The organism is Streptomyces sp. NPDC000151 (genome assembly GCF_040301705.1).
Taxonomy (GTDB): Bacteria; Actinomycetota; Actinomycetes; order Streptomycetales; family Streptomycetaceae; genus Streptomyces.
Genome location: NZ_JBEPFC010000001.1, coordinates 35534 through 62057, shown reverse-complemented (window position 1 = coordinate 62057; position 26524 = coordinate 35534). Strand labels below are relative to the sequence as shown.

The 26524-nt window shown below is 70.5% G+C and carries 22 protein-coding genes and 1 pseudogene; 16 read left to right on the top strand and 7 right to left on the bottom strand.

Annotation, left to right across the window (positions count from 1 at the left end):
* The first annotated feature begins 61 nt into the window (after positions 1-61).
* Complete coding sequence (locus ABT381_RS00270; protein WP_351585916.1) at positions 62-277, top strand: EF-hand domain-containing protein; 216 nt, start codon at positions 62-64, stop codon at positions 275-277.
* Positions 278-614: 337 nt separating this feature from the next.
* Here the strand turns inward: ABT381_RS00270 and ABT381_RS00265 are convergent, their stop codons facing one another.
* Positions 615-881 carry a hypothetical protein gene (locus tag ABT381_RS00265; protein ID WP_351585914.1) on the bottom strand — a complete coding sequence of 89 codons (267 nt, stop codon included), beginning with the start codon at positions 879-881 and terminating at the stop codon, positions 615-617.
* A gap of 294 nt (positions 882-1175) precedes the next feature.
* Between ABT381_RS00265 and ABT381_RS00260 the strand changes: the two genes are divergently transcribed.
* Entirely contained in the window at positions 1176-1349 is a 174-nt protein-coding gene (locus ABT381_RS00260) for a hypothetical protein (RefSeq protein WP_351585912.1), read from the top strand.
* Positions 1350-1436: 87 nt separating this feature from the next.
* Here the strand turns inward: ABT381_RS00260 and ABT381_RS00255 are convergent, their stop codons facing one another.
* The 3 genes from ABT381_RS00255 to ABT381_RS00245 form a co-directional block, all read right to left on the bottom strand.
* On the bottom strand, positions 1437-2333 hold the full coding sequence (locus ABT381_RS00255) for a geranyl diphosphate 2-C-methyltransferase (RefSeq protein WP_351585910.1): 897 nt from the start codon (positions 2331-2333) through the stop codon (positions 1437-1439).
* Positions 2334-2339: 6 nt separating this feature from the next.
* Positions 2340-3554 (bottom strand): family 2 encapsulin nanocompartment cargo protein terpene cyclase, encoded by a 1215-nt coding sequence (locus ABT381_RS00250; RefSeq protein ID WP_351585907.1) that lies wholly within the window; start codon positions 3552-3554, stop codon positions 2340-2342.
* Positions 3555-4605: 1051 nt separating this feature from the next.
* The gene (locus ABT381_RS00245) at positions 4606-5559 is read right to left on the bottom strand and encodes an alpha/beta fold hydrolase (protein WP_351585905.1); all 954 of its coding nucleotides are present in this window, start codon (positions 5557-5559) and stop codon (positions 4606-4608) included.
* 304 nt (positions 5560-5863) lie between these two features.
* Between ABT381_RS00245 and ABT381_RS00240 the strand changes: the two genes are divergently transcribed.
* Positions 5864-6448: a TetR/AcrR family transcriptional regulator gene (locus ABT381_RS00240; RefSeq protein ID WP_351585903.1), complete on the top strand. Its 585-nt coding sequence runs from the start codon at positions 5864-5866 to the stop codon at positions 6446-6448.
* Positions 6449-6496: 48 nt separating this feature from the next.
* Here the strand turns inward: ABT381_RS00240 and ABT381_RS00235 are convergent, their stop codons facing one another.
* On the bottom strand, positions 6497-6973 hold the full coding sequence (locus ABT381_RS00235; RefSeq protein ID WP_351585901.1) for a trypco2 family protein: 477 nt from the start codon (positions 6971-6973) through the stop codon (positions 6497-6499).
* A 424-nt stretch (positions 6974-7397) separates the two neighbouring features.
* Between ABT381_RS00235 and ABT381_RS00230 the strand changes: the two genes are divergently transcribed.
* The 5 genes and pseudogenes from ABT381_RS00230 to ABT381_RS00210 form a co-directional block, all read left to right on the top strand.
* Positions 7398-9644, top strand: coding sequence for an ATP-binding protein (locus ABT381_RS00230; RefSeq protein ID WP_351585899.1), 2247 nt, complete (start codon positions 7398-7400; stop codon positions 9642-9644).
* Positions 9645-9977: 333 nt separating this feature from the next.
* Positions 9978-10430, top strand: coding sequence for a cyclic nucleotide-binding domain-containing protein (locus tag ABT381_RS00225; protein ID WP_351585897.1), 453 nt, complete (start codon positions 9978-9980; stop codon positions 10428-10430).
* A 32-nt stretch (positions 10431-10462) separates the two neighbouring features.
* Positions 10463-11380 carry an FAD/NAD(P)-binding protein gene (locus ABT381_RS00220; RefSeq protein WP_351586192.1) on the top strand — a complete coding sequence of 306 codons (918 nt, stop codon included), beginning with the start codon at positions 10463-10465 and terminating at the stop codon, positions 11378-11380.
* Positions 11380-11637, top strand: coding sequence for an SHOCT domain-containing protein (locus ABT381_RS00215; RefSeq protein WP_351585895.1), 258 nt, complete (start codon positions 11380-11382; stop codon positions 11635-11637). The genes ABT381_RS00220 and ABT381_RS00215 overlap by 1 nt, the downstream gene beginning before the upstream one ends.
* A 72-nt stretch (positions 11638-11709) precedes the next feature.
* Positions 11710-11949: pseudogene (locus ABT381_RS00210) on the top strand (response regulator transcription factor); the annotation flags it as partial.
* A 196-nt stretch (positions 11950-12145) separates the two neighbouring features.
* Here the strand turns inward: ABT381_RS00210 and ABT381_RS00205 are convergent.
* A complete protein-coding gene (locus tag ABT381_RS00205) occupies positions 12146-13864 on the bottom strand; it encodes a sensor histidine kinase (protein ID WP_351585893.1) in 1719 nt (572 codons plus the stop codon).
* Between the two features lie 426 nt (positions 13865-14290).
* Here ABT381_RS00205 and ABT381_RS00200 point away from each other — a divergent pair, with 426 nt between their 5' ends.
* From ABT381_RS00200 to ABT381_RS00185, 4 genes are all read left to right on the top strand, one after another.
* The gene (locus ABT381_RS00200; protein WP_351585891.1) at positions 14291-16777 is read left to right on the top strand and encodes a beta-glucosidase family protein; all 2487 of its coding nucleotides are present in this window, start codon (positions 14291-14293) and stop codon (positions 16775-16777) included.
* Between the two features lie 11 nt (positions 16778-16788).
* Entirely contained in the window at positions 16789-18399 is a 1611-nt protein-coding gene (locus ABT381_RS00195) for a carboxylesterase/lipase family protein (protein ID WP_351585888.1), read from the top strand.
* A 156-nt stretch (positions 18400-18555) separates the two neighbouring features.
* The gene (locus tag ABT381_RS00190; RefSeq protein WP_351585886.1) at positions 18556-20037 is read left to right on the top strand and encodes an MFS transporter; all 1482 of its coding nucleotides are present in this window, start codon (positions 18556-18558) and stop codon (positions 20035-20037) included.
* A gap of 316 nt (positions 20038-20353) precedes the next feature.
* On the top strand, positions 20354-21088 hold the full coding sequence (locus ABT381_RS00185) for a sugar phosphate isomerase/epimerase family protein (RefSeq protein WP_351585884.1): 735 nt from the start codon (positions 20354-20356) through the stop codon (positions 21086-21088).
* Between the two features lies 1 nt (position 21089).
* Here ABT381_RS00185 and ABT381_RS00180 read toward each other — a convergent pair whose 3' ends face one another.
* Positions 21090-22592: an MFS transporter gene (locus ABT381_RS00180; protein WP_351585882.1), complete on the bottom strand. Its 1503-nt coding sequence runs from the start codon at positions 22590-22592 to the stop codon at positions 21090-21092.
* A gap of 100 nt (positions 22593-22692) precedes the next feature.
* Between ABT381_RS00180 and ABT381_RS00175 the strand changes: the two genes are divergently transcribed.
* From ABT381_RS00175 to ABT381_RS00160, 4 genes are all read left to right on the top strand, one after another.
* Complete coding sequence (locus tag ABT381_RS00175; RefSeq protein ID WP_467754511.1) at positions 22693-23496, top strand: polysaccharide deacetylase family protein; 804 nt, start codon at positions 22693-22695, stop codon at positions 23494-23496.
* Positions 23496-24731 (top strand): YncE family protein, encoded by a 1236-nt coding sequence (locus ABT381_RS00170; RefSeq protein WP_351585878.1) that lies wholly within the window; start codon positions 23496-23498, stop codon positions 24729-24731. The genes ABT381_RS00175 and ABT381_RS00170 overlap by 1 nt, the downstream gene beginning before the upstream one ends.
* 91 nt (positions 24732-24822) lie before the next feature.
* Positions 24823-25251 (top strand): RrF2 family transcriptional regulator, encoded by a 429-nt coding sequence (locus ABT381_RS00165; protein WP_351585876.1) that lies wholly within the window; start codon positions 24823-24825, stop codon positions 25249-25251.
* 95 nt (positions 25252-25346) lie between these two features.
* Positions 25347-26522: a globin domain-containing protein gene (locus tag ABT381_RS00160; protein ID WP_351585874.1), complete on the top strand. Its 1176-nt coding sequence runs from the start codon at positions 25347-25349 to the stop codon at positions 26520-26522.
* The last annotated feature ends 2 nt before the right edge of the window (positions 26523-26524 follow it).

The window sequence follows — 26524 nt, the reverse complement described above, 5'->3', positions numbered from 1 at the left end:
CGGGTTCCGGACGGACGGATAGCCTGGGCGCGTCAGCGAAGATCACAGAAGGGTGGAACACATGGCAGACATCGTGGAGGCAGCGGCGCGGAAGGTCTTCGACCGCTACGACCTCGACGGGGACGGCCTGGTCACCGCGGAGGAATACGGCAAGGTCGTGTCGGAGTTGGGTTCGGAGGTCACCGAGTCGGAGGCCCAGGGGCTGATCGACTCGCTCGACACCAACGGCGATCGCCAGATGTCCTTCGAGGAGTTCTGGGCAGCGCTGAATCGCTGACACAGCCGGGTCCGGCACGTGAGCGTGCCGGACCCGACCAGTCATCTCGCCGGCCGAGTAGTCGTCCGCGTTCTCGAGCGTCCCGCTCCACCCGTCGTCGGCAGTGCCGTCCCGAGGGACAAAATCGCCCCCGCACTCGTCATCGAAATTCTTCCCGCTGGGATGGGTGTCGGTGCGGTAGGAGACGGTGAACGTGCCGCGTGTGCCCACCAGGCCGGTGGCCTGTACTCCCTGGACACCTTTGCCGAAACCGGCTCCAGCGCCGACCAGAGCGAGCGTGAGACCGAGATGCTGAGCCGCCTGAGTGCCCCGAGGTGGTCAGGCCGTCAGCGGGTGGTTACGATGCGTCGTTCACCCAGAGCTGGTACTTCCCGTTGACCGGCTTGCAGTCCCACTGGGAGTACGCGGAGTTCCTCCCGTCGGCGTAGCACTCGGCGTGCGTACGGTAGGTGCCGACGTAGATCCACGAGTAGGCGCCCGACGCCACGGCCGTCGTCGTGCTGGTATCGGAAGACACCGGAGCGGCCTGCGCGGTGGCGACCGAAGCACCGGTCAGCAGGGTGGCCCCCAGAGCGGCTCCGGTAAGCGCGAGACGAGTACGCATGTTGTTCCCTCCATCGGTCCGAGGTGGCTGTCGGAACGATCGTTGGGCAAGGCGAGCGCGGTGGGAACGGAGAACGAGTGTCCCGGACACCCTGCCTCGTGTCCATGCTGGTCAGCCGCCTGTCCGGGACAGCGTCCGACGGTCGGCGCACCCGGCCGCGCCGGCGGCGGATCCGCTGCCTCCAGCCTCAGAACCGCTGGTCAGTGGCCAGGGACGAGGCGGCGGAGTGGCGCAATGTTGCGGCAATACCGCTGTACGGAAGCCGGGCTAGCGTCCCTGGCATGTCACTCGACCGTGTCCGCGAACACCCGGCTCCCCTCGCCGCCGCACGCCGATGTCTGCAAGGCGGCCGTCCTCGCGCTGCTGGGTCATGCCGAAGGCTCGTCCGCGGCGCGTGAGGCGCTGCGTTCCGCGACGGTGGACACGGATGCCGATGTGCGGGCCTACGCCAGGAGTGCGGGGAGTTGAGCGAACCGGGGAAGTCGTCCTGGTGATGTGGGGAAAGGGCCGGAGCGTCGGGTGAGGGGGCCGGCCCTTTCAGTTGTCGGCGAGCGGTCAGACGCGGTCGGCTGCGATGAGGACGTACTGGAAGGAGCCGTCCTTGTAGGAGTTGATGAACGCCTCCTCGATGCCGGTGACCAGGGAAGACGTGGCTCGCAACGCCCAGTAGGGCAGGGTCGCGGCAGTCAGGTCGATGACGGCCTGCGGTACGAGACGGTTGTCGGCCATGGCGCGCAGGTACTCCCGGCGGGAGTGGATGTTGCACTCGAAGTGTGCGTTGATCTGGGAGACCCACTTCGAGGGCTGGCCGTGACGTGGGTTCCAGCAGCCCGTGATGGTCACGTAGCGGCCGCCGACCCCGAGGATGCGGGAGTGTTCGGCGAAGAGGTCGTGCAGGTCGACGTACATGGTCGACTCGTTGTTCCACGAGGCCGCGGCCTGCCCCGTCCTGAACGGTGTGTCGAGCATGTTGCACACACGGGCCCGGACGTGGTCCTCGATGCCGAGTTCGTGGGCGCGCTGGTTGGCGAAGTCGGCCTGCTTGGCCGACAGGGTGACGCCCTCGACCCGGCATCCGAACCGCTGGTGGGCCATGACCATCGAACCGCCCCGGCCGCAGCCGGCGTCCACGAGCGTGTCGTCACGCCCGATGGAGCCGAGATGGTCCAGGAGGTATTCGGCCTGCGCCGACTCCAGGCGGTGGAGCTCGGCGATCAGCTTCTTCTCGTAGTCGCCGGCGTCGGCATCCCCGAGGGCGACGTGGTCGACGTCGCCGATGCCGTAGTGGTGGTGGTAGAGCCCGTCGACGTCGCCGAGACGCAGGTTGACGGGCCTGGCCTCCTGATCCCAGTAACGGGCGATCTCACCCTGGTAGGGCGATGCCGGGGCGGGGACGAAGGCGGAGGTGCCGTTCATGGTGCTGAACTCGGTGCTGGCCACAGATAATTCCATTTCCTCTTACCAGAAGTCGGGCAGGCTGTAGCGGTAGGTGTTGGTCTGGTGCCAGTAGTGGTTGCCGTCGACCCATACGGCCACCCCGCGCAGGAAGCGCAGCACGGTCGGGACGGGGCAGTCGGTGGCCAAGGCGGCGGCCTCGGCTTCGAAGCGGTGCATGAGGTCGTTGTGGACCTCGACCGCCTTCAGGTAGGCATCCTTTTCGGAGAGGCCCTCGCGTTCGGCGATCACCACGGGCAGGTTCAGGTGTTTGCCAGGGCTCTTGAGTTCCTTGGTGTACGAGTACAGGTCGTTGACGATGGTGGTGGCGTTGCCGGCGAGCGCGATGACGCGCTGCATGGCGGGCTGTGCGTGCAGGTCCGCCGGCAGTTCGTAGCCGCCGATGGTGTCGGTGATGGTCGGGCAGGGGCGGAAGTTGTTGAACTGACGCATCGCCAGGTACTCCCACACCTCGGGCACGTGGTCCGTCTGGGCCCAAGCGGCCTCCGCGAGGTACCCCAGGTGCAGCCGGCCCATGTCGTGCCGGTACCGGTCGGCCTGGGAGGGGGTGGCCGTCTCGAGGAAGTACGCCATGGCGGAGCGGTAGGCACGCCGAGGGGCGTCCGACTGGAGCGACTCCAGCCATGCCGGCTCGTACTCCTCGGTCGTGTGCAGCGGGTCGAGAGCCGTGTGCGCCAGCAGGAGGCGGCTGCCGAGACCGATGGGCGAGCCGCCGTGGTCCTCGCAGTAGCAGTCGTCGACCGCGTTCTCGGCGACCATCAGCCGCGTGGCGATCATCAGGTGGTCGACGGTGGGCGCGTCCGGATGGCAGGCGACCATGTACCGGCCGACGGAGAAGCCGTCGAACTGGTCCTCCCACTCCGGGGGATAGACCTGGGCCTCGTCCACCGCCCATGCCTTGATCCGGCGGCTGACCTCCGCCACCCGCGCCGGGTCGGGCTCCGGGATCGGGTGGTAGTAGAGGCCCGGAATCGGGTTGCCCTCCGCCGCCGGCTCGGGCTCCGGTGTCTCGGGCGCCGGTGTCTCAGGTGCCGGTGTCTCGAGCGCCAGTGTCTCGGGCGCCGGTGTCTCGGGTGCCGGAGGCTCCGGCAGCTCCTCGCGCCGGGCCAAGTGCAGGCTGGCCGTGCCCAGACCACTGGGCCCACGCAGGATCCGTTCCAGCGCGGGGTTCGGTCCGGGCAGGCTCGACGGCAGGGGAGGACTCCCGGGATCGGGCATCCGTAACTCCTTGGTGAGGTGGGTGTGCTGACCCGGAGTCCGGGCCTGCTGCCCGGCTCGGGAAGGGATCGGGCGGTGCTGGGCCGCCGGACGGGGCCTTTCGGACACGCCCTAGTCGCGTCTGCGCGCGATCTGCACCGGCATCGCTGCGCCGGCCACGCCGTAACGGTTCTGCCGCTGGAGGTGAAGGCAGTCAACGGCCATCGGGCTGGCTCTCCTTCGTGAGGTCGGTGATCGGTGTGCCTGGCGTCAAGCGGCGAAAGAGGAGAAGAGCTGGAGAAGAGCTGGGGAAGAGCTGGGGAAGAGCTGGGGAAGAGCTGCGAATATCTGGTAATCGAGAACGAATATCCGAGAATCCGTCTGTCCGGACACCAGGAAACAATAACGATCGGCACAGCCGGCTCGCCCGTGAGACCGTTGGAGTTACCTCGATGCAGTGACCTTGCTCCGCATGGGGTTTATCCGGATGACCGATGACATTCGGACTACCTGACCGAGAATGTGTTTCACGCACGGCAGAGTTGCCCCATCGGGCACTCACCTTTGCCGTCTGCGGCCTGATGTGGCAGCCCGCGAATCACGAATCAGCTACCGGCTTTCCTGTCGGTCAGGACACGGCAAGAGCCGACCGCCCGGCCCGTGCCCAGTCGTGGAGACGACACGGCAAAATCCGGCCACGCTTCGTCGGGGAGGAGCGAACTTCGGTCGCGGAAGGCCAGGTTCGGGGCTGCGCCTGTACGGCGGGCTGGTCGTCGAGGCCGTCGTGACCTTCGGGCGACCGCATACGTGGCAGCAGGCGCGGCATGCGGCGAGGGCGGCGGGTGCGCGCCGCCGAGACGTTGCCAAGGCTCGGCACCGCTCGTCTCGGCGTTCCCGCCACGGACGAGCGGCACGAGCGGCAGCGGAGGCTGCCCCGCAGGGCGAAGATCCCCGGGTTCGTGGAGCTGCCGTGGCAGCCCGGCAGCGAGCGTCTGACCTTGGTGGCGCCGGACGGCAGCGCGGAGATCCTCGCCCGAGAACGCGCGTGGCGGTCTACGGCACCTGGCCGGCCCTACCGAACCCGCTTCGGCTCCGGGTCGGCGATAAAGTCTGCTATCGCGGCAGTGATGGCTTCGGGCTGCTCGTCGGGGATGAAGTGTCCAGCGTCGGGCACGACGATTCCGGTGGTGTTGCCGGCCCATGGGCTGATGGAGGCGGCCATGTCCGGAACGGAGCCGTGGCTGCTGGAGATTCCGAGGATCGGCACAGTCAGGTGCCGCCGCTTGAGCGCCTCGCGGTTCTTGCGCGCTGACTCCGCGGCGTCTCGGTAGTACGCGAGGGAAGCGCGCAGGCCGCCGTCGACGGCGACGGCCGCCGCGTAGTGGTCGATCTCGGCGTCGTCGAACGTGTCGGGAGACAGGGCCTTCATCTTCAGGAACCAGCCGACGTAATCGCGTTCGCGGCCGGCAAGCAGCGTCTCGGGCAGGTCGGGCACGATATGGAACGCGAAATGCCAGGTCTTCCACGCTCGATCCGGGTCGGTGGGAATCGCCTCCGGGAGAGTGATACCGGGAATTCCGGCGTCGAGCAGAGCGACCCCGCGCAGGTGGCTCTCGAAGTTGAGGGCGAGAGAGAAGGCGACCCAGGCGCCGATGTCGTGGGCGACCAGGGAGTAGGTCGACACTCCGAGAGCCTGCACGGCGGTGTGGACGTGCGCGGCGACCGCGTGCGTGTCGTAGCCGCGCTCCGGACGCTCGGAGTGGCCCTGCCCCGGCAGGTCGATCGCGATGACGCGGAACCGGTGGGTGAGGCCGGGCATCACCTTTCGCCAAGCCCACCAGGTTTGCGGGAATCCGGCGAGCAGGACGACGGCCGGGCCGCTCGGCCGTCCGCCTTCGACGACATGAAGGCGGACGCCGTCCGCGTCGACCCAGCGGTGCGTGAATCCGGCCAGCTGCTGCAGGGGCAGGTCGGGGATGGGGTTGTTTTCGGAGACATGCGGAGCGCTGGTTGCTGGGCCGGTCACGGGGACCCTCCATCGGTGTCAGGTGTGCGGTGTCAGGTGTGCGGTGTGCGGTGTGCGGTGTGCGGTGTGCGGTTGGGACGGTGTAGCTGACGGCGGTGGCTGGGACCACGTGGCGTGTTTCTCACGCGGTCGCGTGGTGTGTTTCTCGCCCGGTCGCGTGATGTGTTTCTCGCGCGGTCGCGAAGTGCGCGGTACGCCTGGCCATGACCACGCTCGAAGGCTACACATCTTGAACTGGTCAGTACAAGATAGAATGGTGCGCAACACGGTCCGAACCATCGACGCATCGGCAAGGAAGTGCCGCGTGGCAGGCAAGAAGCAGTTCGACATGGACACGGCGCTCGACGCCGCGATGATCCAGTTCTGGCGCGACGGTTACGCCGACACCTCATTGGACGATTTGTCCCGGGCAACCGGCCTGAACCGCAGTTCCATCTACTCCTCCCTCGGCGACAAGGACACGCTCTTCCTGCGCTGCCTGGATCTCTACGCCGCGCGCTATGGCGAGAAGTACGACGCCGCCCTGTCGTGTGCAGCCCCGGAACCCGTTGCCGCTGTTCGTGCGTTCTTCGACGTCACGCTCGAGCGCATCGCCGATCCCGAACTACCTGATGGATGTCTGATTGCCCAGTCAGCCATGGCGATCCCAGTACTGAGTCCAAGCGTCGCAGCGCACATTGGGCAGGCGCTCGGCTTCCAGCGCCGGCGCCTGCGCACCGCGCTGAAGGCCGGCCGACTGACCGACCGGGACGCCGAAGCCTTCGCCGTACACGCGGCGGCTGTGAACCAGTCGCTCGCCGTCATGAGCAGGGCCGGGGCGAGCCCGGCGCAGCTCCTGGCTATCGTGGGCGTGACCGTGGACGCGCTGTCGCAGGCGTGGCGCGCGTAACGAATCTGACACGGCCATCGGACTCGCAGCCTGATACGCACAGTCATTTCATGAGTTCGAGGCGTGCGCGGTGCACTGTCTTCCGACTCCTGCCGTGGCCTGGCCTTTCTCCAGATCCCCGGTCTCGTCGAAGATGAGGACCCCGGCGGCTCCCGGATGACGGAGCGGCCCGCACTCGTTCGCGCCACCGGATGAGCCGCGCTCGTACGCGGAGGTGGGCCCAGGCCCCTTGCCGCGACGCTCGGAATCCCCGTGAACCAGCAGGTCACCGCCACCGGGGCCCTGGGGAGTGAGAGTGACCATCACCCGCTGGGCATCTCCGCGCGCAACCCCTGCCTCCGCCCCGGCGGATACCACCCACGCCGTGAATCCGCCCTTGGCCTTCACGTCCTCACGCAGCTCGACGGTGAACTCCAGCTCCACCGGTCCGACCTTGAAGGCCAGGTCCTGGCCTGCCCCGCGCCCGACGGCCTCCAGAAGCTCGTCGCGCAGTGCTGCCACCGCGTCCGCCAGGGGTATCTTCATCTCGCCCCCATGCAGCCGGCCGACTCGGCCTGTCGCCCGAGAACGCCGCGCCGTGGAGACAACTATCCCAGTGGGCCGCGAATTCACGCATGCCAGTACGGAGCGCGTGGTGCGAACGACGTACGACACGGCTCCTTCATCCGGTTCATCCGGACGCCCGTCGTTTCCTCCACTTGCAGACACACGCCCTCAGCCACCCCCGCTCGTCCACGTTATCCACCCCGGTTATCCACCCCGCCACCCTTCGATATCCACCCCGTCCACCCTTCGATCCGCCACGATCCGTAAGCGTCACTAACGGTCATTTTCCCGTCAATGGTCATGCAGAGCAGCAGGAGTCGAAAGGCTGCCGCAGGCTGTCCCTGCGGTGCGCCTACAGGGGCACCGAAAGGGCGAAGGACGCACGGGCGAAGGACGGACCATCGTGACCGGTGACGCATGGCAGGCGGGGAACGTATCCGGCGACCTGCCCGAGAATCAGCCCGCACACCTCGCCGGAAGCCTTCCCGTACCGAAGACCGGTCTGGTCGGGCGCCGTACGGAACTGGCGGAGATCCAGCGGCTGTACGAGGGGGAGGCACGGTCACGGCTGGTGACCCTCACCGGGGTCGGCGGGGTCGGGAAGACCCGGCTGGCGCAGGCGGCTGCGGCCGGGCTGCGGCCGTCCTTCCGCGACGGGGCCTGGTGGGTCGAGCTGTCGCCCCTTCGAGAAGGTGCGCTGCTGCCGTATGCGATCGGCCAGGCGCTGTCGGTACCCAACGAGATCACCCGCCCGATGATCGATGTGGTGGGCGAGTACCTGGCCGACCGGGAGCTGCTGCTCGTACTGGACACCTGCGAGCACCTCGTCGACGCCTGCGCAGTAGCCGCCCGGACCCTGCTGACGGCTGCCCCCGGGCTGCGGATACTCGTCACCAGCCGCCGTCCGCTGGGCATGGCGGACGAACGGCTGGTGATGATCGACCCGCTACCGGTGCCGGGGACGGACGACGGTGCGGCGGCCGGGGCAGACGCAGTGGTGCTGCTGGCCGAGCGGGCCGCCCAGGCCGTACCGGGCTTCGAGATCACCGACATCAACCGGGCCGATGTGCTGGGGCTGTGCCGGCGGCTGGAGGGCCTGCCGCTGGCCCTGGAACTGGCCGCGGCCCGGCTGCGCGAGCTGTCCGTACGGGAGTTGGCCGAGAAGCTCGACGATCGGTTCGCCATCCTCGGCAACACCGACGACGTCACCACCGACGCCGCGCCTCCCCCAAGCTCTGGGCTTCTCCCCCACCCCCGGCTTCGCTCAAGCGGGGCGACCCTCGTGAGCGGGGAGCGACCCCCATGGCACCGGGCCCTGCTCACCGCCATCGGCTGGAGCCACGAACTGTGCACCCCGGCCGAGCGGCTGTTGTGGGCCCGGCTGTCCGTCTTCGCCGGCACCTTCGAGGCCGGGGCAGCAAGCCGGGTCTGCGCCGGCGCGCACCTTCCGTACGAGGAAATCCCCGGCCTGCTGAGCGCTTTGGCGGAGAAGTCGATCCTGATCCGGGTGCCGACCGCGGGCGGAGAGCGCTACCGCATGCTCGACACCATCCGCGAGTACGGCGCGACCTGGCTGCGCCGCCTTGGCGAGGAGGACCGGCTGCGCCACCGCCACCGGTACTTCTACCTCGCACTGGCCCTCCGCGGCGACGCCGCCTGGATCGGCCCCGACCAATACGCCTGGTACGACCGGGCGACCAGCGAGCACGCCAACTTCCGTACTGCGCTGGAGTACACCCTGGCCCGGCAGGACGGGCCCACCGCGCTGGAACTGGCCGGGGCACTGTGGTTCTTCTGGTACCCCTGCGGACACCTCAAGGAAGGACAGCACTACCTGGAACGGGCGCTCGCCCTCGGCAGCGACCCGAGCCCGGCCCGTAACAAGGCCCTGTGGGTCTGCAGCATGGTCCTGTTGTGCCAGGGCGACACCGCGGCCGGCACGGCCTGGGCCGACCAGTGCCTCGCCGAGGCCGAACGGCTCGGCGACACCGACGCGGCCGCCAACGCCCAGGGCTGCTTGCTGTGTGCGGCCACGATGCTCGGCGACCGGGGGCGGGTGTACTCCCTGTCGGAACATCTGCTCGCCGCCACATCACGAGCGGACGGCGAGCTCGACGAGCCGCTCACCCTCCCGAGGCTCCTGGCCCGGATACTGGCCGGCATCGCGCTCACCGCCGACGGCCGTCCCGACGAAGCCATCGCCATGCTCGAGGCCATGCGCACCGAGTGCGGGCGGTACGGCGAACAATGGCAGCGTTCCTACGGCGACGTCATGCGCGCCCATGCCGAACTGGCCTGCGGTCGGCCCGAGACCGCGCTGTGGCACGCGCAGGCGGCCCTGGAGGTCAAGCAGCGGCTGCACGACAGCCTGGGGTGCGCCCTGGCCGTCGACGTGCTCGCGGTGGCCAGCGGCGCCACTGGGCAGAGAGAGCACGCCGCCTGGCTGCTCGGGCTGGCCCAGCACATCTGGGACACCATCGGCCGGCCCCAGGCGGGCATCCCGCCCTTTGTCGCCGCCCGCCGCTCCTGCGAGCAGCAGGTCCACGACGCGCTGGGCGACCACGCCTACAAGACCGCGTTCCACACCGGCCACGGAACCGACCTCGACACCGGCATCACATACGCCCTCGACCGCCCGCAGCCTGATTGAGTATCGGCTGAAGCCCCATTGAGCGTGGGTGGACCGCCACGGCCCACCCACGGCCATGCTGGAGCCCATGGTTGGCCGTGGGTGGGGGCCGAGGTCGAGCGGTACTGGCGATTTCCTGGCATGGGTGCACCCGCGTGCGAACCCACGACCGCCGAATCGGGCTGATCGGCCCCGGGGAGGGCTCTTCGGCCCGTGGCTGAAGAGGGGTAGCGCGGAGGACTCTGGGAGTGACCGGGCAGTGGGGCGGAGGCCGTGGTGGACGATGACCGGCACCATGTCCAGCTGGACGCCATCCCCCGTGCGATACGACGGACAGGAAGGCGGCGGGGACCGATGACAAGCGTGACGGGGCGGCTCGGGGTGCTCCCCGCTGAGCACCGCCGCAAGTTGATGTCGCTGGGCCGCGACGTGTCCTTCCACGCAGGCGCCCGCATTTTCGAGGAGGGCTGGAAGGCCGACCGCTTCTGGATCATTCGCAGCGGTACCGTGCAGCTCGATCTCCGCGCCCCGGGCCGTCGCCCCGCGGTGATCGAGACGTTGGGGAGCGGGGACCTGCTGGGCTGGTCCTGGCTGTTCCCGCCGCGCAGCTGGCACTTGGGCGCGGCGGCACTCAGTACCGTACGGGCCTGGGAGTTCGATGCGGAAGCCGTCCGCGGGCTGTGCCACGAGAACCCTCGCCTGGGACACGCTTTCATACTGGTCTGCGCCGAGGTGATCGGCCAACGGCTGCAATGCGCGCGTACTCGGCTGCTGGACCTCTACGGGCCGTACGGGAGTGGTGTGTGATGCCCGTCGGTGTGGAAACTCCGCACGCCAGGATGGTCCGTGCGCCGTCGGCCCCGGTCCCGTACCGAGTGGTTCGGCGGTTTCCCGAGACCGCCGACACCACGACGTTCAAGCTGACGCCCGTCGGGCCGGCCCTGCCGCGCTTCGTGCCGGGTCAGTTCGCGATGCTGTACGCCTTCGGCATCGGTGCGATGCCGGTGCCGGTCTCGGGCCTGCCGCTCGGGGAGAACACGCTCATCCACACCGTACGGACGGTCGGCCCCGTCTCCGACGCGCTGTGTTCCCTGCGCACGGGCGACACCGTCGGCGTGCGGGGCCCCTTCGGCACCGGCTGGGATCTGGCGGCGGCGGAGGGCAGGGACGTGCTGGTGGTCGCCGGCGGCACCGGGCTGGCACCGCTGCGGACGGTCGTGCTCGAAGTCCTGGCCGATCCGCGGTACTTCGGCACGCTGAGCGTCCTGATCGGGGCACGGACCCCGGCGGACCTGCTGTACAAGCTGCAGACGAAGGTCTGGAAAGCAGCGGCGGACGTGGCGGTCACGGTGGACCGCCCGGCGCCGGGCTGGCGCGGCTCGGTGGGCGTGGTCGACCGGCTGCTGGACCGGGCCGTCTTCCAGCCCGCCCACACCGTCGCCTACGTCTGCGGGCCGGAGCCGATGATCCGCTCGACCGCCCGCGAGCTGGTCGGCCGCGGGGTACCGGCGCACCGTATCCGCGTCTCGCTCGCACACGACATGCGCTGTGGAACCGGCGAGTGCGGTCACGGCCGGCTCGGCCCGGCCCCGCTGTGCCGGGACGGCCTGGTCCTCGGCTGGCACCGGGCCGAACCGCTCCTGACCGGCCGGGACGGCCGGGACGGCCGGGACGGACGCGCTTCGCACGGTGTCCGCGGATGCGCGCTGACGACGTGTCAGCAAGGCCATGAGCGACGAGAGATGGGTGAGGAGTGATGAGTGACGTGATGTACGGCTATGGATACGGCATGAGCGGTTGGGGTTACGTCGTCATGATTGTCCAAGTCCTCTTCTGGGGGATGCTGATCGTGGGGGTGGCCTTCCTCGTACGTCACTTGGCCCGCAGCCGCCCGGGCAACCAGGCGCCGCCGGTCCACCAGGCACCCGAACAGGTGCTGGCGGAACGCTTCGCGCGCGGGGAGATGGACGAGGAGGAGTACCGACGCCGCCTCTCCACCCTGCGAGGCGGTTGACCGCCGCCTTGCGAAGGGGTTGACCGACCCCTCGCGGAGCGGAAGCGACACCCAGGAACGGAGCCGAGCCGCATGAACACCGCATCGACAGCCGGTGACGACCGCCGCATCCGGGTCTTCCTGCTCGACGACCACGAGGTCGTCCGCAGGGGGCTGCGCGATCTGCTCGACTCCGAGCCGGACATCACAGTGGTCGGTGACGCGGCCGATGCCCGCCAGGCGCTCGCCCGCGGGCCCGCGCTGCGCCCGGATGTCGCGGTGCTCGACGTGCGTCTGGGCTCCACGGCGGACAGCGGGGACCACGAGGGCATCATGGGCCGAGCGTCTGCGACGCGAGAGGGAGGAGCACCCAGGTACGTAGGTGTAGGTAGCGGTGCGGGGAACCGGCACGGGGCACGGGCACGCCTCGGTCCCGTACGGAGCGGTCCCGTACCGAGCGGCCCCGTACGGAGCGGTTCCGCACGGAACGGTCTCGTACGGAACGGCCCGCGCGCCCGGCAGTTCGGTGTCACCGGCTCAGGGGTACGTGCCAGATGACGCGCGTGCCGCCGTCGGGCGGGGTTTCCAGTCGCATGCCGCCGCCGAGCAGTTCGGCCCGGGCACGCATGTTGTCCAGGCCACCGCTCGTCGTCGGACCGCACTCCAGCCCCACCCCGTCGTCCGTGACACCGAGGACGATGTCGTCCGCCACGGTCAGGGCCACGTCCACCTTGTGGGCGGCCGCGTGCCGGGTGGCGTTGCTCAGCGCTTCGCTGAGTACCGCGATGACATCCTCGGCCACCGACGCGGGCACGTCCGTGTCGACCGGGCCCTCCATGCGCAGCGACGGCGCGAACCCGAGCGCCTCGCCCGCTGTCGCCACCACGTCGAGGATGCGCCGCCGGAGGCCGGCGCCGGCCCTGTCGTCCGAGGCCGTCCGCAGGCCGAAGATGGTGGAACGGATGATCTTGATCGTCTCGTCCAGGTCGTCCACCGCCCGGCACACACGGAGCGCCGCTTCCGGCCGCTCGATCAGCCGGCCGGCGCTCTGCAGCGTCATCCCCGTGGCGAACAGGCGTTGTATGGCCAGGTCGTGCAGGTCCCGGGCGATGCGGTCCCGCTCCCGCAAGGCCTCCATCTGTTCCGACTCGCGGCGCCTGCGGTCCAGTTCGAGAGCGAGCGCGGCCTGCTCCGCGAAGCCGGAGATCAGCGCGACGTCGCTCTCGGAGAACCGCCGGCGCCCCGGCGCACGGCTCAGGCGCAGCGATCCCGCCTCCTGTTCCTCCCTCAGCAGCGGAACGGCGACCGCCGGGCCCGTGTCCTGAGCCTCCGCCCGCAACCCGAAAGCCCTCGGATCGGTGGTCATGTCGGCGCTGACCACCGGCTCCCCGGTACGGGCCGCCAGCCCGGCGAGTGACCCGTGCCGCGGCACCACAGAGCCGGTGAGGTGTTCGGAATCCGTGCCGTGCACGACCACTGCCGTCAACTCACCCGTGCTCACGTCCGGAAGGTAGACGGCCACGGAGTCCGCGTCGGCGAGCTCTCCGATGCGGCAGGCAATCAGAGCCAGCGCCTCACGGGTATCGGCCCCGGAGAGCAGGACTCGGGTGATCTCACCGAGGGCTTCCAGCCACTGCTCCCGCCTGCGGCTCTCGTGGTGGAGCCGGGCGTTGTCGATGGCCACGCCCGCGGCGAACGCCAGCATCGACAGCATGGCTTCGTCGTCGGCGTCGAACCGTGCACCGCCCCGCTTGTCGGTGAGGTAGAGGTTGCCGAAGACCTCGTTGCGGACCCGGATCGGCACCCCGAGGAACGTCCGCATCGGCGGATGGTTCGGGGGGAACCCGTACCTGTCGGGGTGCTCGGTCAGATCGGTCAGACGCAAGGGTTCCGGGTGCCGGATCAGCTCGCCGAGGATGCCGTGCTCGGACGGCAACGGGCCGATCTTCGCGGTGAGTTCGTCCGAGATGCCGACGGTCAGGAACCGTGACAGGCGCCTGCCGTTCTCGATCACGCCCAGCGCGCCGTACTCCGCGTCGGCCAGCACCACCGCGGCCTCGACGATGTGCCGCAGCACCCGCTCCACGTCCAGGTCACCGCCGACGCTCAACACGGCGTCCAGCAGGCTCTGCATGCGGTCGTGCATCGCCCTGGCGGAGTCCAGCCGGGACTGCAACTCGTCGAGGAGTTCATCCGGAGGCTCCTGAGGCAGCGCAGGACGCCGCTGCTTGTCCACCGAATCCGGCATTGGAGCGCGCCTCCCTGCTCCCCCGTGCACAGCGGATAGCTCATCTCCCGGCAGCGTAACGCGGAGGCGACGGTTCATCCCGCCGCGAACCTGCCCGGTCAAAGTCCAGGGGTGAGGACCGATGCGATCAGCGCTATGGCTCATACAACGACGCTTATTCGGGCCCAAAGTTTTCTTGTTCAACTTATTGACCGACTTGGACTGCGGCCGTAGCTTTCCGATGCAACTTTTATCGCCTGATGGTCAGCCAGTACACCTGTGGGCAGGGCGAGCCCGCGGGAGCCGGCCGGCCGTCGCCCATCAGTGCGTTCCATGCGTTCAGTAGTTGTAACTCCATAGCTGCTCGTACGGCTTTCTTCCCCCTCTTACCCGCACACCGCGCACGGGGCGCTTCGTCGTGCCCGCGCGGAGAAGGAGTAACGGACCATGCCCGAATCCGTCTCCCGTCGGTCCACGCTCCGCCTCCTCGGCGGAGCGATCGCTGTCGCGGCCGCGGCCACCACCGGCCTGACCGCCCCGCCCCGCGCGACCGCCCTCGGCACCCGCGCCCCCGGCCGGGCCGCGGGCCGGCGCGTCGAGTCGCTGCTCGGCAGGCTCAGCCTCGACGAGAAGCTGACGTTCCTGCACGGCGCGACCGACCCCGCCGACCTCGGCCAGGCCGGCTACATACCCGGCGTGCCCCGCCTCGGCATCCCTCCGCTGCGGCTCGCGGACGGGCCGGCCGGCGTCCGCGTCACCGCCCACGCCACCGCGCTCCCCGCGCCCATCGCCCTCGCCTCGACCTTCGACACCACTCTCGCCCAGGAGTACGGCCGGGTCATCGGCCGCGAGGGCCGCGCGCTCGGCCAGGATGTCCTGCTGTCGCCGATGGTCAACCTCATCCGTACCCCGTACGCGGGACGCAACTTCGAGACGTTCAGCGAGGATCCGCTGCTCGCGAGCGACATGGTGGCCGCCGAGATCCGCGGCATCCAGGATCAGGGCCTCATCGCGACGGTCAAGCACTTCGCCCTGAACAACCAGGAGTACGAACGCAACTCGATCAACGTCGTGGCCGACGAGCGGACCATGCACGAGGCCGAACTCCGCGGTTTCGAAGCCGCCGTCACCGCCGGCGCCGGCGCGGTCATGGGCGCGTACAACAAGGTCAATGGCACCTTCGCCTGCGAGAACCCGGACCTGCTCACCGACATCCTGCGCGGGCAATGGGGTTTCGAGGGCTGGGTGATGACCGACTGGTTCGCGGCCCACAGCACCGTCGCCTCGATCGCCGCAGGGCTCGACATGGAGATGCCGGACGGCAAGTACTTCGGCGCGGCGCTCAAGAAGGCCGTCGGCGAGGGGCGCGTGCCCGAGGCGCTCGTCGACCGCTCCGTGCGCCGCATCCTCTCCGTGATGGACCGCTTCGGGCTGCTCGACGGCAGCGCCCCGGCGCGTCCTGACCGCGACGCCCGGGCAGGTGCCCGTACGGCACGCGAGATCGCCCTCCAGGGCGGCGTTCTGCTCCGCAACGAGCACGGTGCGCTGCCGCTCACCGGACCGGACGCGCGCAGCATCGCGGTGATCGGCCCGACCGGCACCCTGCCGTTCGTCAGCGGCGGCGGCAGTGCGCACGTGATACCGGACCACGCCGACAGCCCGCTCGACGCCCTCCGCGCGCGGGCCGGGCGCGGGGCCCACGTCACCCATGCCCTGGGCGAGGACCTGTACGGCAAGCGGCTGCCCGCCGAGGCACTGTCGCCCGCCGCCTCCCTCGACCGTACGGTCGCCGCCGACGCGACGTACACGTACGACGGGGAGCTCACCCTGGACGAGGACGACGAGTGGACCTTCGTCCTCCACTACACGGGCGAGCACACCAACCGTCCCAAGGTCGCCCTCGACGGGATCGAGCTCTTTCCGCAGGCTCCCGGCTGGGGCGAGTCCTTCAGCGGCGCCCTCGTCTCCGAGGCCCCCGACGGCCTCCATGTCCGCCGGAAGACCGTGCGGCTCGGCGCGGGCAGGCACCGGCTCAGCGTGCTCGCCGAGGGCGGCGGTGACGGCCTCACCTTCCGGCTCAACCGGATCACTCGTGCCACCCGCGCCGCCGATGTCGCCGAGGCCGTGAAGGCCGCGCGCGGCGCCCGCAGCGTGGTGCTCTTCGCGTACGAGGACGCCACCGAGGGCCAGGACCGCTCCACCATCGCCCTGCCCGGCCACCAGAACGCCCTCATCGAAGCGGTCGCCAGGGCCAACCCGAATACCGTTGTGGTGCTCAACACCTCGTCGTGCGTGAGCATGCCGTGGTTGCGGCGCGTCCCCGCCGTCCTGCAGATGTGGTACCCGGGCCAGGAGGGCGCGGCCGCCACCGCGGCCCTGCTGTTCGGCGACGCCAACCCGTGCGGCCGGCTCACCCAGACGTTCCCGGTCTCCGACGACCGGCACCCCGTCGCCGGGGACGCCCACCGCTATCCCGGCGTCAACGGCGAGGAGCGCTACTCGGAAGGCATTCACCTCGGCTACCGCTGGTACGACGAGGAAGGCGTCGAGCCCCTGTTCCCCTTCGGCCACGGGCTCTCGTACACCGACTTCAGCTACTCCGGCCTGCGGGCGGAGAGCGACGGGCACGGTCTCCGCGTCCGCTGCACCGTCCGCAACACCGGCCGCCGCCACGGCCGCGATGTCGTACAGGTCTATGCCGGTCCGTCGCCCGACCTGAAGCTGCGTCAGGCGAAGAAGGCCCTGATCGGGTACGAGCGGGTCGAGCTGAAGCCGGGCGAGGCCCGCGAGGTCGTGATCCGCGTCGACGCACGCACCCTGTCCTCCTGGGATCCCGACCGGCACCGTTGGGTCCTGGGCACCGGCCGCCGCACCGTCCGGGCCGGAGCGTCGGCCGGCGACCTGCGCCTCACCACCACCGCCACCGTCCGCTGAAAGGGCCGCCCATGCTCACCACCCGATGGCGCCGTGCTTGCACCGCCCTGCTGACGGGCGCACTGCTCGCGCTCGCCGCACCGCAGGCAGGCGCCGCGGCACCACAACCACAACCGGACACCACCGTGCGCACCCAGCAGGGCTGGGTGCGGGGCGAGGCGACCTCGGAGGGGCGCCAGTTCCTCGGCATCCCGTATGCCGCCCCGCCCGTCGGTGCGCTGCGCTGGCGGGCCCCGAAGGCCGTGGCTCCCTGGTCCGGGGTACGTGACGCCACCGCCTTCGGCCACCGCTGCGTCCAGTCCGCCGGCTGGGACCCCGGCTATGAACAGCCCACTCACACCGAGGACTGTCTCAACCTCAACGTCTACAGCCCCGCCGCCGCCCGTTCCGACCGGAAACTCCCGGTCATGGTGTGGCTCCACGGCGGCGGGCTCACCGGCGGCGCGGGCGCCGACGTCGTCCCCGACGCCTTCGCCGCCAAGGGCTCGATCGTCGCCGTCACCCTCAACTACCGCCTCGGCGCGATGGGGTTCCTCGCCACGCCGGGCCTGGACGAGGAGAGCGGGGACCGCACCTCCGGGAACTTCGGCATGCAGGACCAGCAGGCTGCGGTGCGTTGGGTGCGCGCCAACATCGCGCGGTTCGGCGGCGATCCGGACCGGGTGACCATCGCGGGCGAATCGGCCGGCGGCCGTTCCGTCTGCACCCACCTCGCCTCGCCCACCGCGCGTGGCCTGTTCCACCGCGCGATCATCCAGAGCGGCGCCTACGACGACTGCGGCGCCCGTACGCGCCGTGCCGCCGACGCCGACGGCACGGACTTCGCCGCCGCTGTCGGCTGCGACGACCCGCGGACGGCGGTGGCGTGTCTGCGCCGCACGCCCGCGAAGGACATTCTGGCCGCTCAGGCGGGCCACGACTGGGGGCCGGTGACGGGCGGCTCCTTCCTCCCCGAACAGCCCGCCGCCGCCTTCGCGAGCGGCCGCTACGCGAAGGTACCGGTGATCAACGGCGCCAACCGCGACGAAGGCACCCTCTTCGCCTTCAGCAGCTACGACGCGCAAGGAAAGCCCCTCACCGCCGACCAGTATCCGCAGGCCCTGCGGACCGCGTACGGCCCGGAGACCGGTGAGAAGGCCCTCGCCCGCTATCCGCTCGCCGACCACCCGACGCCGACGCTCGCCTACGCCGCCACCGTCGGCGACCAGCTGATGGCCTGCCCGGCGCTGCGCCTGGACGCCCGGCTCGGCGCGCGCACCCCGGTGTACGCGTACGAGTTCGCCGACCGGACCTCGCCGCCCTTCGAGTCGCTGCGCAACCTCGGCACCGACTTCCCCTTCGGCGCGACCCATGTCAACGAAGTGCAGTACCTCTTCCGGCACTTCGGCCACCACGCTCCGCTCAACGCGGAGCAGCGTGTACTGGCCGGGCAGATGACCGCCTACTGGACGTCCTTCATCCGCACCGGCACCCCGCACGTCACCGGCGAGCCGGACCTTCCCGACCAGCGCACCGAGCCGGGGCGCGCCCTCTCCCTGCGCACCGCCTCGGCGGGCGGCAACGCGGTGACCACCTCCCTTCACGCCGATCACCTGTGTGATCTCTGGGACGACGCGCGCTGAGGACTCGGCCGGGAGACTCCGGCCGGTACGGACACCAGGCTGTCGTCAGCGCACCCTGTCCGCGCGAGTGCCCGCTATGCGGACACTCGCGCGGGCGGATTCCGGACAGTGCATACGATTCGCCGGTACGTCCCCGCACCGCACCGGAAGGCACCCGTGAGCTCCACCCCTCCCCCGTCCGCCACGTCGCCGGAGACGGCGTCCGGCACGGTGCTGATCCGTTCGGCGGCCGACGTCTCGGATCTGGTCAACTCGGGCACGGCACGCGGCCGGCACGCCAGGATGATCGTGATCATCGCGCTCGGCGGCATCTTCCTCGACGCGTACGACCTGAGCTCCCTCGCGTACGGGCTGCCCGACATCACGAAGCAGTTCGGCCTGAGCGCGTCCATGGCGGGGCTGGTCACCGCCTCGATCAGCGTCGGTTCGCTGGTGGGCGCGCTGGTCGGCGGCTGGCTGGTGGACCGCATCGGCCGCTACCGGGTCTTCATGGCCAACATGCTCTTCTTCGTCGTCACCGCGCTGATATGCGCGGTGGCACAGGACGCGTGGACGCTGATCGGCGCGCGCTTCGTGATGGGCATCGGCGTCGGCATGGACATCCCGGTCGCCATCGCGTTCCTCGCCGAGTTCTCCCGGCTGCGCGGCAAGGGCAGCAAGGGCTCCCGCACGGCCGCCTGGTCGCCCGCCTGGTACGCCGCGACCAGCGGCTGCTACCTGGTGATCATGCTGCTGTACTTCCTGCTGCCGGATGCCCAGTTGGGCTGGCTGTGGCGGTTCACCGTCGGCTTCGGCGCGGTGCCCGCGCTGCTCGTACTGCTGCTGCGCCGGCGCTACATGAACGAGTCCCCGACCTGGGCCGCCGACCAGGGCGACCTGGCGGGCGCGGCGAAGATCCTGCGGCAGTCGTACGGCGTGGACGCGCGCGTCGCCGACGACGTACCGGCGACGGCACCCCGCCCGTCCCGGCCCGGGCTCGCCTCGTACGCACGGCTCTTCACCCCGCCGTACCGCGCGCGCACGATCCAGTCGGTGACGGTCGGCGTGGCCGAGACCTTCGGCTACAACGCGGTCGCGTTCGGGCTGCCGATCATCATCGCCACGCTGATGACGCAGGGCCCGCTGACCACGATCGCCTCCTCCTTCGCCCTGAACCTCGTGTTCGCCCTCACCGGCGGGCTGCTCGGCATCCGCTGGGCCTCGACGAAGGGCGCCTGGCCGATGATGACGCTGGGCTTCGCGATCCAGCTCGTCGCCATCACCCTGCTCGGCCTCATCGGGCAGCCGTCCGGGACGGCCGTCGTGACGGCGGGGATCCTCATGCTCGGCGCCTTCATGTTCGCCCAGGGCTTCGGCCCTGGCGCGCACATCATGAGCTACGCCTCGCTGGGCTTCCCGACCTCGATGCGCGGCGTCAGCATCGGCTTCAACCAGGCCGTGCTGCGGCTCGGTTCGACCCTGACGCTGTTCTTCTTCCCCGTCCTCAGCAGCGGCCTCGGCACGGATGTGTACTGGGTCATCCTCGCGGCGCCCGTCCTCGGCCTGACCGCGCTCCTCGTGAAGCGCTGGGAACCGGTCGGCTTCGACGCGGACGCGGAGGAACGGGCCCGCGTCGAGCGGGAGTCGGCCCGCAGCTGAAGGGCGGGCGGGGCCGTCGGCCCGGGACAGAGCACTTCGCCTGTGTCGACCGGCGTCAGAGTCACGGCACGACTCTTGTGCCGCTGTGAGTGCCCTCAATAGCATCTCCTCAACTTTCGCTGAGAGAGGGACAAAGATGCACTCAGCTCATGGAAAGTCTGCCGCTCGCCGTCGATTCCTCCGGGGCGCGGTCGCGTCCGCCGCCGCTCTGACCCTCGGTTCGTACGCCTCGCCGGCCATCGGCGCGACGTCCGGCGGAGCAGGGAGGCGCGTCCCGAGGGAGCGCATCGGGTTCCAGCTCTACACGGTCCGCGACATGCTCGATGCCGACCCCGAGGGCACCATCGCGATGGTCGCCGAGGCCGGATACGCGGAGATCGAGCCCGCGTACACCTATGGCGGACGCACCGCCGCGCAGTTCCACCGGATCGTCGAGGCGAACGGGCTGCGGGTGATCGGCAGCCATCACGCGCCGGACGACTTCCGGGGCGCTCGGGCGCAGCAGACGTTCGACAACGCTCTGGCGCTCGGGCAGCAGTACGTCGGCGTGTCCTACATGGACGGTCCCCAGACGGCCGAGGGGTACCGCGCCATGGCGCGCGAGATGAACCAGTGGGGCAAGGCAGCCAGATCCCGCGGGCTGCGGTGGTACGCGCACCTCCACGACAACGAGTTCCAGACCGACCCGCAGACCGGCCGGCCACTGTTCGACGTGTGGCTGGAGGAGACCGATCCCGACCTGGTCTGGTTCGAGATGGACCTGTACTGGATCCTTCGGGCTGGTGCCGATCCGGCGCCTTATCTGCGGTCGTACGAACAGCGGTTCCCGATGCTGCACATCAAGGACGGCGTGCCGCGGGAGAGCATCGAGACGGACCTGGGCGAGGGGGCGGTCGACTTCGCCGGCATTCTGGCGCAGCTCCGCCGCCTGCCCGCCCACCACTACGTCATCGAGCGGGACCAGCAGCCCGACCCGGTCCGCACCGCGCACGTCTCCTACGACTACTTCCGCGCCCTGCGCGTCCCCGCTCCGGGGCATGGCCGCCGCTAGGTCAATCGCCGCTCTTCCGCGTGCGGGTCGGTGCGGGGGTGCCGGGGTCGAGGGGCGGGGCTGATACGCCGCAGTGGTGGTAGGTGCACTGGGTGCGGTCCGGGGCACGGGATTTGACCGTGAGCCAGGCGAGGACCGCGCCCACGATCAGGAGGGCCGCGCAGAGGAGGAGGGAGCGCCGGTAGGCGGTGGCGAACGCGGTGGCCGAGAGGTATGTTTCCGGGCCCATGCCGGCCAGGAGGGGCAGGGCCGCCACGGCGAGCAGGCCGGCCGCGCGCGCCGCGGTGTTGTTGACGCCGCTGGCCAGTCCGGCACGGGTGACGTCGACGGAGGCCAGTACGGTCGCGGTGAGCGGCGCGACCAGGAGTGCCATGCCGCAGCCCAGGACCGTCACGGCGGGCAGCACGTCGGTGCGGTAGGAGGCGTGGGTACCGGCCCGCGTCATCAGCAGCATCCCCGCGGCGCACAGCAGTGGGCCCAGGGTCAGCGGTATGCGCGGGCCGATGTGCCGGGCCAGTTCGCCGGAGCGGGCCGAGAGCAGCAGCATCAGTACGGTGGTGGGGAGCAGCGCGGTTCCGGCGGCGAGCGCCGAATAGCCCGCGGCCACCTGTAGGTACAGCACGGTGAGGAAGAAGAAGCCGCCGAAGGCCGCGTAGACGCAGACGGTGACCGCGTTGACCGCGGTGAACTGCCGCAGTGTGAAGAGCCACGGCGGCAGCATGGGGTCGGGGTGCCGCCGCTCGACCCGGAGGAAGGCCACCGCGAGCAGCACGCCGGCGGTCGCGGTGAGCAGCACGTCGGGTGCCGCGCCCCGGCCGGGTGCGGCGATCAGCGCGTAGGTCACCGCGCCGAGCGCCGCCGCGCCCAGGGCGGCGCCCAGGGCGTCGAAGCGGCCGTGAGTGGTGGGGTCACGGGTTTCGGGCACGTGACGGGCGGCGATGGGTACGCAGACCGCCGCCAGCGGCACGTTCAGGAAGAACACCCAGCGCCAGCCGGGGCCGTCCACCAGCCAGCCGCCGAGGAAGGGGCCGATCGCGGTGGCCACGCCGCCCAGGCCGGACCAGGCGCCGACCGCGCGGGACCGCTCATCGGGGTGGAAGACGGCCTGGATGAGGGCGAGCGAACCGGGGGTGAGCAGGGCGCCGCCGATGCCTTGGAGGGCCCGGGCGGCGAGGAGTACCGCGGCGTTGGGTGCCAGTGCGCACAGCAGGGAGGCCGCCGCGAACCACACCGTGCCGATGAGGAAGATCCGGCGGCGGCCGTAGCGGTCGCCGAGGGCACCGCCGAGCAGGAGCAGGGCGGCCAGGGTGAGCAGGTAGGCGTTGACGGTCCACTGCAGGACGGCCAAGGGGGTGTTCAGGTCGGTGCCGATACGGGGCAGGGCGACATTGACGACCGTACTGTCGAGCATCGCCATGCCCGAGCCGAGGACGGCCGTGAGCAGGACCCAGCGGCCCTGGGCGGTGGCCATCCGTACGGTGCCGGGTGCTGCGAGGTTGCTCATAGGGCGAGCATGCACCCGGGGAGCGTGCCGCCACCGAGCAGATCCACCCAAATAGCTGTGAAACGCTGAACGCGTAGCACAACCGTGCATGAATACCCGTATGCCATCGTTCTCCCGGCGTGCCGTCCTGCGCTCCGCGAGCAGTGCCGTGGCCGCCACGACGAGCCTGGCGGCCTGCGGGCGCGGTGCCGCGCCCTCCTCGTCCGGGCCGCCCGCTTCCACCAGTGCCGCCCCCTCAGGTGCGCGCTCGGCAACGGCCACACCGTCCGCCCCTCCCGGGACGTCCCCGCGGCGTTTCCCCGGCTCGCCGCGGCAGATCGAGCACGGGCCGCGGGACGGGCACGGGGTGGCCCTCACGTTCCACGGCCAAGGGGATCCGAAGCTCGCCGGCGCGGTGTTGTCCGAAGCCGAGAGGTCGGGAGCCCGGGTCACCGTCCTCGCCGTCGGTACCTGGCTGGATGAGCACCCCGAGATGGCCCGCCGCGTCCTGGACGGCGGCCACGAACTGGGCAATCACACCATGCGGCACCGCGCTGTCTGCGCCATGCCGCCCGCCGACGCGTATGCGGAGATCACCGAGTGCGCCGAACGGCTGCGCCGCCTCACCGGGGGCATCGGCAGCTGGTTCCGGCCGTCGCAGGCGCGTACCGCGACGCGCCTCGTCACCCGCATGGCCCAGCGCGCCGGTTACCCGCACGTCCTCTCGTACGACGTGGACTCCCACGATTTCGAGGACCCGGGGCCGGACGCGGTGCGCGACGCGGTACTCGACCGCGTCCGCGCCGGTTCGGTGGTCAGTCTGCACTTCGGGCACGGCGGCACCCGCGCCGCGCTGCCCGCGATCCTCGACGGCCTGCACCGGCGCGGTCTGCGCCCGGTGACGACAACGGAGCTGATGACCTGATGCCGGCAGCGTTCCGTACCGCCTTCCAGGTCCGTTTTCCGTCGCGAAGCGCCGCCGGGAGGCGGCCGGCGGGCCGGCGACGCCTCGCGGCCGCCGCGGCCCTCGCCGCCGTCCTCCCGGCCGCGGGATGCGGCGGGCAGGACACGCCGGACGCCGGCGCCGACCACAGCGCTTCGCCCCAGGTCTCCCGCACCGCCGCGGCACGCGCGCTGCCCGGGATGCCACCGGTTCTGAACCCGCGCGACCTGTACGCCGCGGACCGGCCGAACAAGCTCTCTCCGGTGGTCAGGGACTTCCCGTCGCGGGTGTACGTGCCCAACACCGAGTCGGACACGGTCAGTGTGATCGACCCCAGGACGTACAAGGTGACACGGACGATCCGGGTGGGGCGGCAGCCGCAGCACGTGGTGCCCTCCTGGGACCTGAAGACCCTGTGGGTCAACAACGACCTCGGCAACACCCTGACCGCCATCGACCCCGCCACCGGGAAGAAGGGCCGCACGGTCGACACGCACGACCCGTACAACCTCTACTTCACCCCCGATGGCAAGTACGCGGTGGTCATGGCCTCCAAGGACCGCCAGCTGGTCTTCCGGGACCCGAGGACGCTGAAGGTCCGCAAGGCCCTCTCCGTCGACTGCGCCGGGGTCAACCACGCGGATTTCTCGCCGGACGGCCGGTACTTCATCGTCTCCTGCGAGTTCTCCGGTGAACTCCTCAAGGTCGACACGGCACGGATGGCGGTCATCGGCAAGCAGCGCCTGCCCCGCAAGGGCTCGATGCCGCAGGACGTGAAGATCTCGCCGGACGGCAGGACCTGGTACGTGGCGGACATGATGTCCGACGGGGTGTGGGTGCTCAACGGCGACCGGTTCACCGAGCCCAGGCTGCTGCACACGGGCAAGGGCACCCACGGCCTGTATGTGAGCCGGGACTCGCGGACGATGTACATCTCGAACCGGGAGGAGGGGTCGATCTCCCTGCTGGACTTCGACAGCGGCCGGCTCGTCGGCAAATGGCACCTCCGCGGCGGCGGCAGCCCGGACATGGGCGGGCTGTCCGCCGATGGCAAGGTGCTGTGGCTCTCGGGGCGCTACGACGCCGAGGTGTACGCCATCGACACCCGCAACGGGCGCACGCTGGCCAAGATCCCCGTGGGCCGCGGACCGCACGGCCTCGCCGTCTATCCGCAGCCGGGCCGCTACTCGCTCGGGCACACGGGCATCTTCCGGTGATCGCCCGCACGGGCCCTACCCGGTGCCCGTCGTGACGCCGATCACCGCACCATAATTTGCATCCCATATTCGCATTTACTACGGTTCCGGCATGCGCCTGACGAAGTCCACCGACCTCGCGCTGCGGACGCTGATGTTCCTGGCCGTACGCGACACCGCGTCGACGGCCCGCGACGTCGCGCAGGCGATGCAGGTGCCGCATTCGCATCTGGCCAAGGTCGCCGCGCGGATGCAGCATCTCGGGATCGTCGAAGGCCGCCGAGGCCGGGGCGGCGGGCTCGCGCTCACCGCCGCCGGGCGGACGGCGTCGGTCGGGTGGCTGGTCCGGGAGCTGGAGGGCGTCGGCGATGTGGTCGATTGCGAGGGTGACCCACCCTGCCCTCTCGCCGGCACCTGCCGGCTGCGCAGAGCGCTGCGCGACGCCCAGGAGGCGTTCTACGCCACGCTGGCCCCGCTGACCGTGGACGACCTCACCGCCTCGCCGGCCGGCCCGGTACTCCTCACCCTGTCGAGGCCCTGAGCCGCCACGCCGCCAGGGGCGCCAGGTGCTGCCATGGGTGCTTTCCCTCGCCCGTAAATACGAATATTAGATTCAGCTTCAGATTCGGAGTCCTCATGCTCTCCCCGGCTTCGGCTGCCACCGTCCGCGCCACCCTGCCCGCCGTCGGCGCGGCCATCGGCGACATCACCGAGCGGTTCTACGACCGGCTCTTCGCCGCCCACCCCGAGCTGCTGCGGGACCTGTTCAACCGGAGCAACCAGGCGGCCGGGACCCAGCGGCAGGCGCTCGCGGGCGCCATCGCCGCCTTCGCCACCGCCCTCGTGGAGCACCCCGAGCAGCGCCCGGACGCCATGCTGGAGCGCATCGCGCACAAGCACGCCTCGCTCGGCGTCGCCCCCGCCCAGTACGAGGTCGTCCACACCCACCTCTTCGCCGCCATCGCCGAAGTGCTGGGCGACGCGGTCACCGAGGAGGTCGCCGCCGCGTGGGACGACGTCTACTGGCTCATGGCCAACGCCCTCATCGCCATCGAGGTGCGGCTGTACGCCCAGCACGGCGTGCTGGTCGGCGACACCTGGCGGCCCTGGGAGGTCACGGAGCGCACCCAGGAGACCCCCGACGTCGTCACCTTCCGCCTCCGCCCGGCCGACGGCGGCCCGCTGCCGACCGCCCGCGCCGGCCAGTACGTCTCGGTGCGCGTCCCCCTCGCGGACGGCGCCCGGCAGATCCGTCAGTACAGCCTCTCCGGCGCCCCCGGCAATGAGACCCGCACCATCACCGTCAAGCGCGACGGCGAGGTCTCGGCCCACCTCCATGACCACGTGAGTGCGGGCGACGGGCTCGAGGTGTCCGCTCCCTACGGCGATCTCGTGCTGCCGGACACCCGGACGCCGCTACTCCTCGCGTCGGCCGGGATCGGCGTCACCCCGATGCTGGCCATGCTCGACCACCTCGCGGAGACGGAATACACCGCCCCCGTGACCGTCGTGCACGGCGACCGCTCCCCCGCCGACCACGCCCTGCGCACCGAACAGCGCGCACTGACCGGCAAGCTGCCGGACGGCGCGGTGCACTTCTGGTACGAGAACACCGAGGACGCCGAGGACGGCGACCGCGCCGGCCTGGTGGATCTCGGTGACGTGACCCTGCCGGACGGGGTGCAGGCCTACCTGTGCGGTCCGCTGCCCTTCATGCGGGCCGTGCGCACCCAGCTCCTGGAGCGCGGCGTACCCGCCGCGGCGATTCACTACGAGGTGTTCGGCCCCGACCTGTGGCTGGCCACCGCCTGAAC

Bases quoted from the DNA above. Each gene is read 5' to 3' on its own strand.
- ABT381_RS00270 (WP_351585916.1), top strand. From the start codon at position 62: ATGGCAGACATCGTGGAGGCAGCGGCGCGGAAGGTCTTCGACCGCTAC.
- ABT381_RS00265 (WP_351585914.1), bottom strand. From the start codon at position 881: ATGCGTACTCGTCTCGCGCTTACCGGAGCCGCTCTGGGGGCCACCCTG.
- ABT381_RS00255 (WP_351585910.1), bottom strand. From the start codon at position 2,333: ATGGAATTATCTGTGGCCAGCACCGAGTTCAGCACCATGAACGGCACC.
- ABT381_RS00250 (WP_351585907.1), bottom strand. From the start codon at position 3,554: ATGCCCGATCCCGGGAGTCCTCCCCTGCCGTCGAGCCTGCCCGGACCG.
- ABT381_RS00235 (WP_351585901.1), bottom strand. From the start codon at position 6,973: ATGAAGATACCCCTGGCGGACGCGGTGGCAGCACTGCGCGACGAGCTT.
- ABT381_RS00225 (WP_351585897.1), top strand. From the start codon at position 9,978: ATGACAAGCGTGACGGGGCGGCTCGGGGTGCTCCCCGCTGAGCACCGC.
- ABT381_RS00220 (WP_351586192.1), top strand. From the start codon at position 10,463: ATGGTCCGTGCGCCGTCGGCCCCGGTCCCGTACCGAGTGGTTCGGCGG.
- ABT381_RS00215 (WP_351585895.1), top strand. From the start codon at position 11,380: ATGAGTGACGTGATGTACGGCTATGGATACGGCATGAGCGGTTGGGGT.
- ABT381_RS00205 (WP_351585893.1), bottom strand. From the start codon at position 13,864: ATGCCGGATTCGGTGGACAAGCAGCGGCGTCCTGCGCTGCCTCAGGAG.
- ABT381_RS00200 (WP_351585891.1), top strand. From the start codon at position 14,291: ATGCCCGAATCCGTCTCCCGTCGGTCCACGCTCCGCCTCCTCGGCGGA.
- ABT381_RS00195 (WP_351585888.1), top strand. From the start codon at position 16,789: ATGCTCACCACCCGATGGCGCCGTGCTTGCACCGCCCTGCTGACGGGC.
- ABT381_RS00185 (WP_351585884.1), top strand. From the start codon at position 20,354: ATGCTCGATGCCGACCCCGAGGGCACCATCGCGATGGTCGCCGAGGCC.
- ABT381_RS00180 (WP_351585882.1), bottom strand. From the start codon at position 22,592: ATGAGCAACCTCGCAGCACCCGGCACCGTACGGATGGCCACCGCCCAG.
- ABT381_RS00175 (WP_467754511.1), top strand. From the start codon at position 22,693: ATGCCATCGTTCTCCCGGCGTGCCGTCCTGCGCTCCGCGAGCAGTGCC.
- ABT381_RS00170 (WP_351585878.1), top strand. From the start codon at position 23,496: ATGCCGGCAGCGTTCCGTACCGCCTTCCAGGTCCGTTTTCCGTCGCGA.
- ABT381_RS00165 (WP_351585876.1), top strand. From the start codon at position 24,823: ATGCGCCTGACGAAGTCCACCGACCTCGCGCTGCGGACGCTGATGTTC.
- ABT381_RS00160 (WP_351585874.1), top strand. From the start codon at position 25,347: ATGCTCTCCCCGGCTTCGGCTGCCACCGTCCGCGCCACCCTGCCCGCC.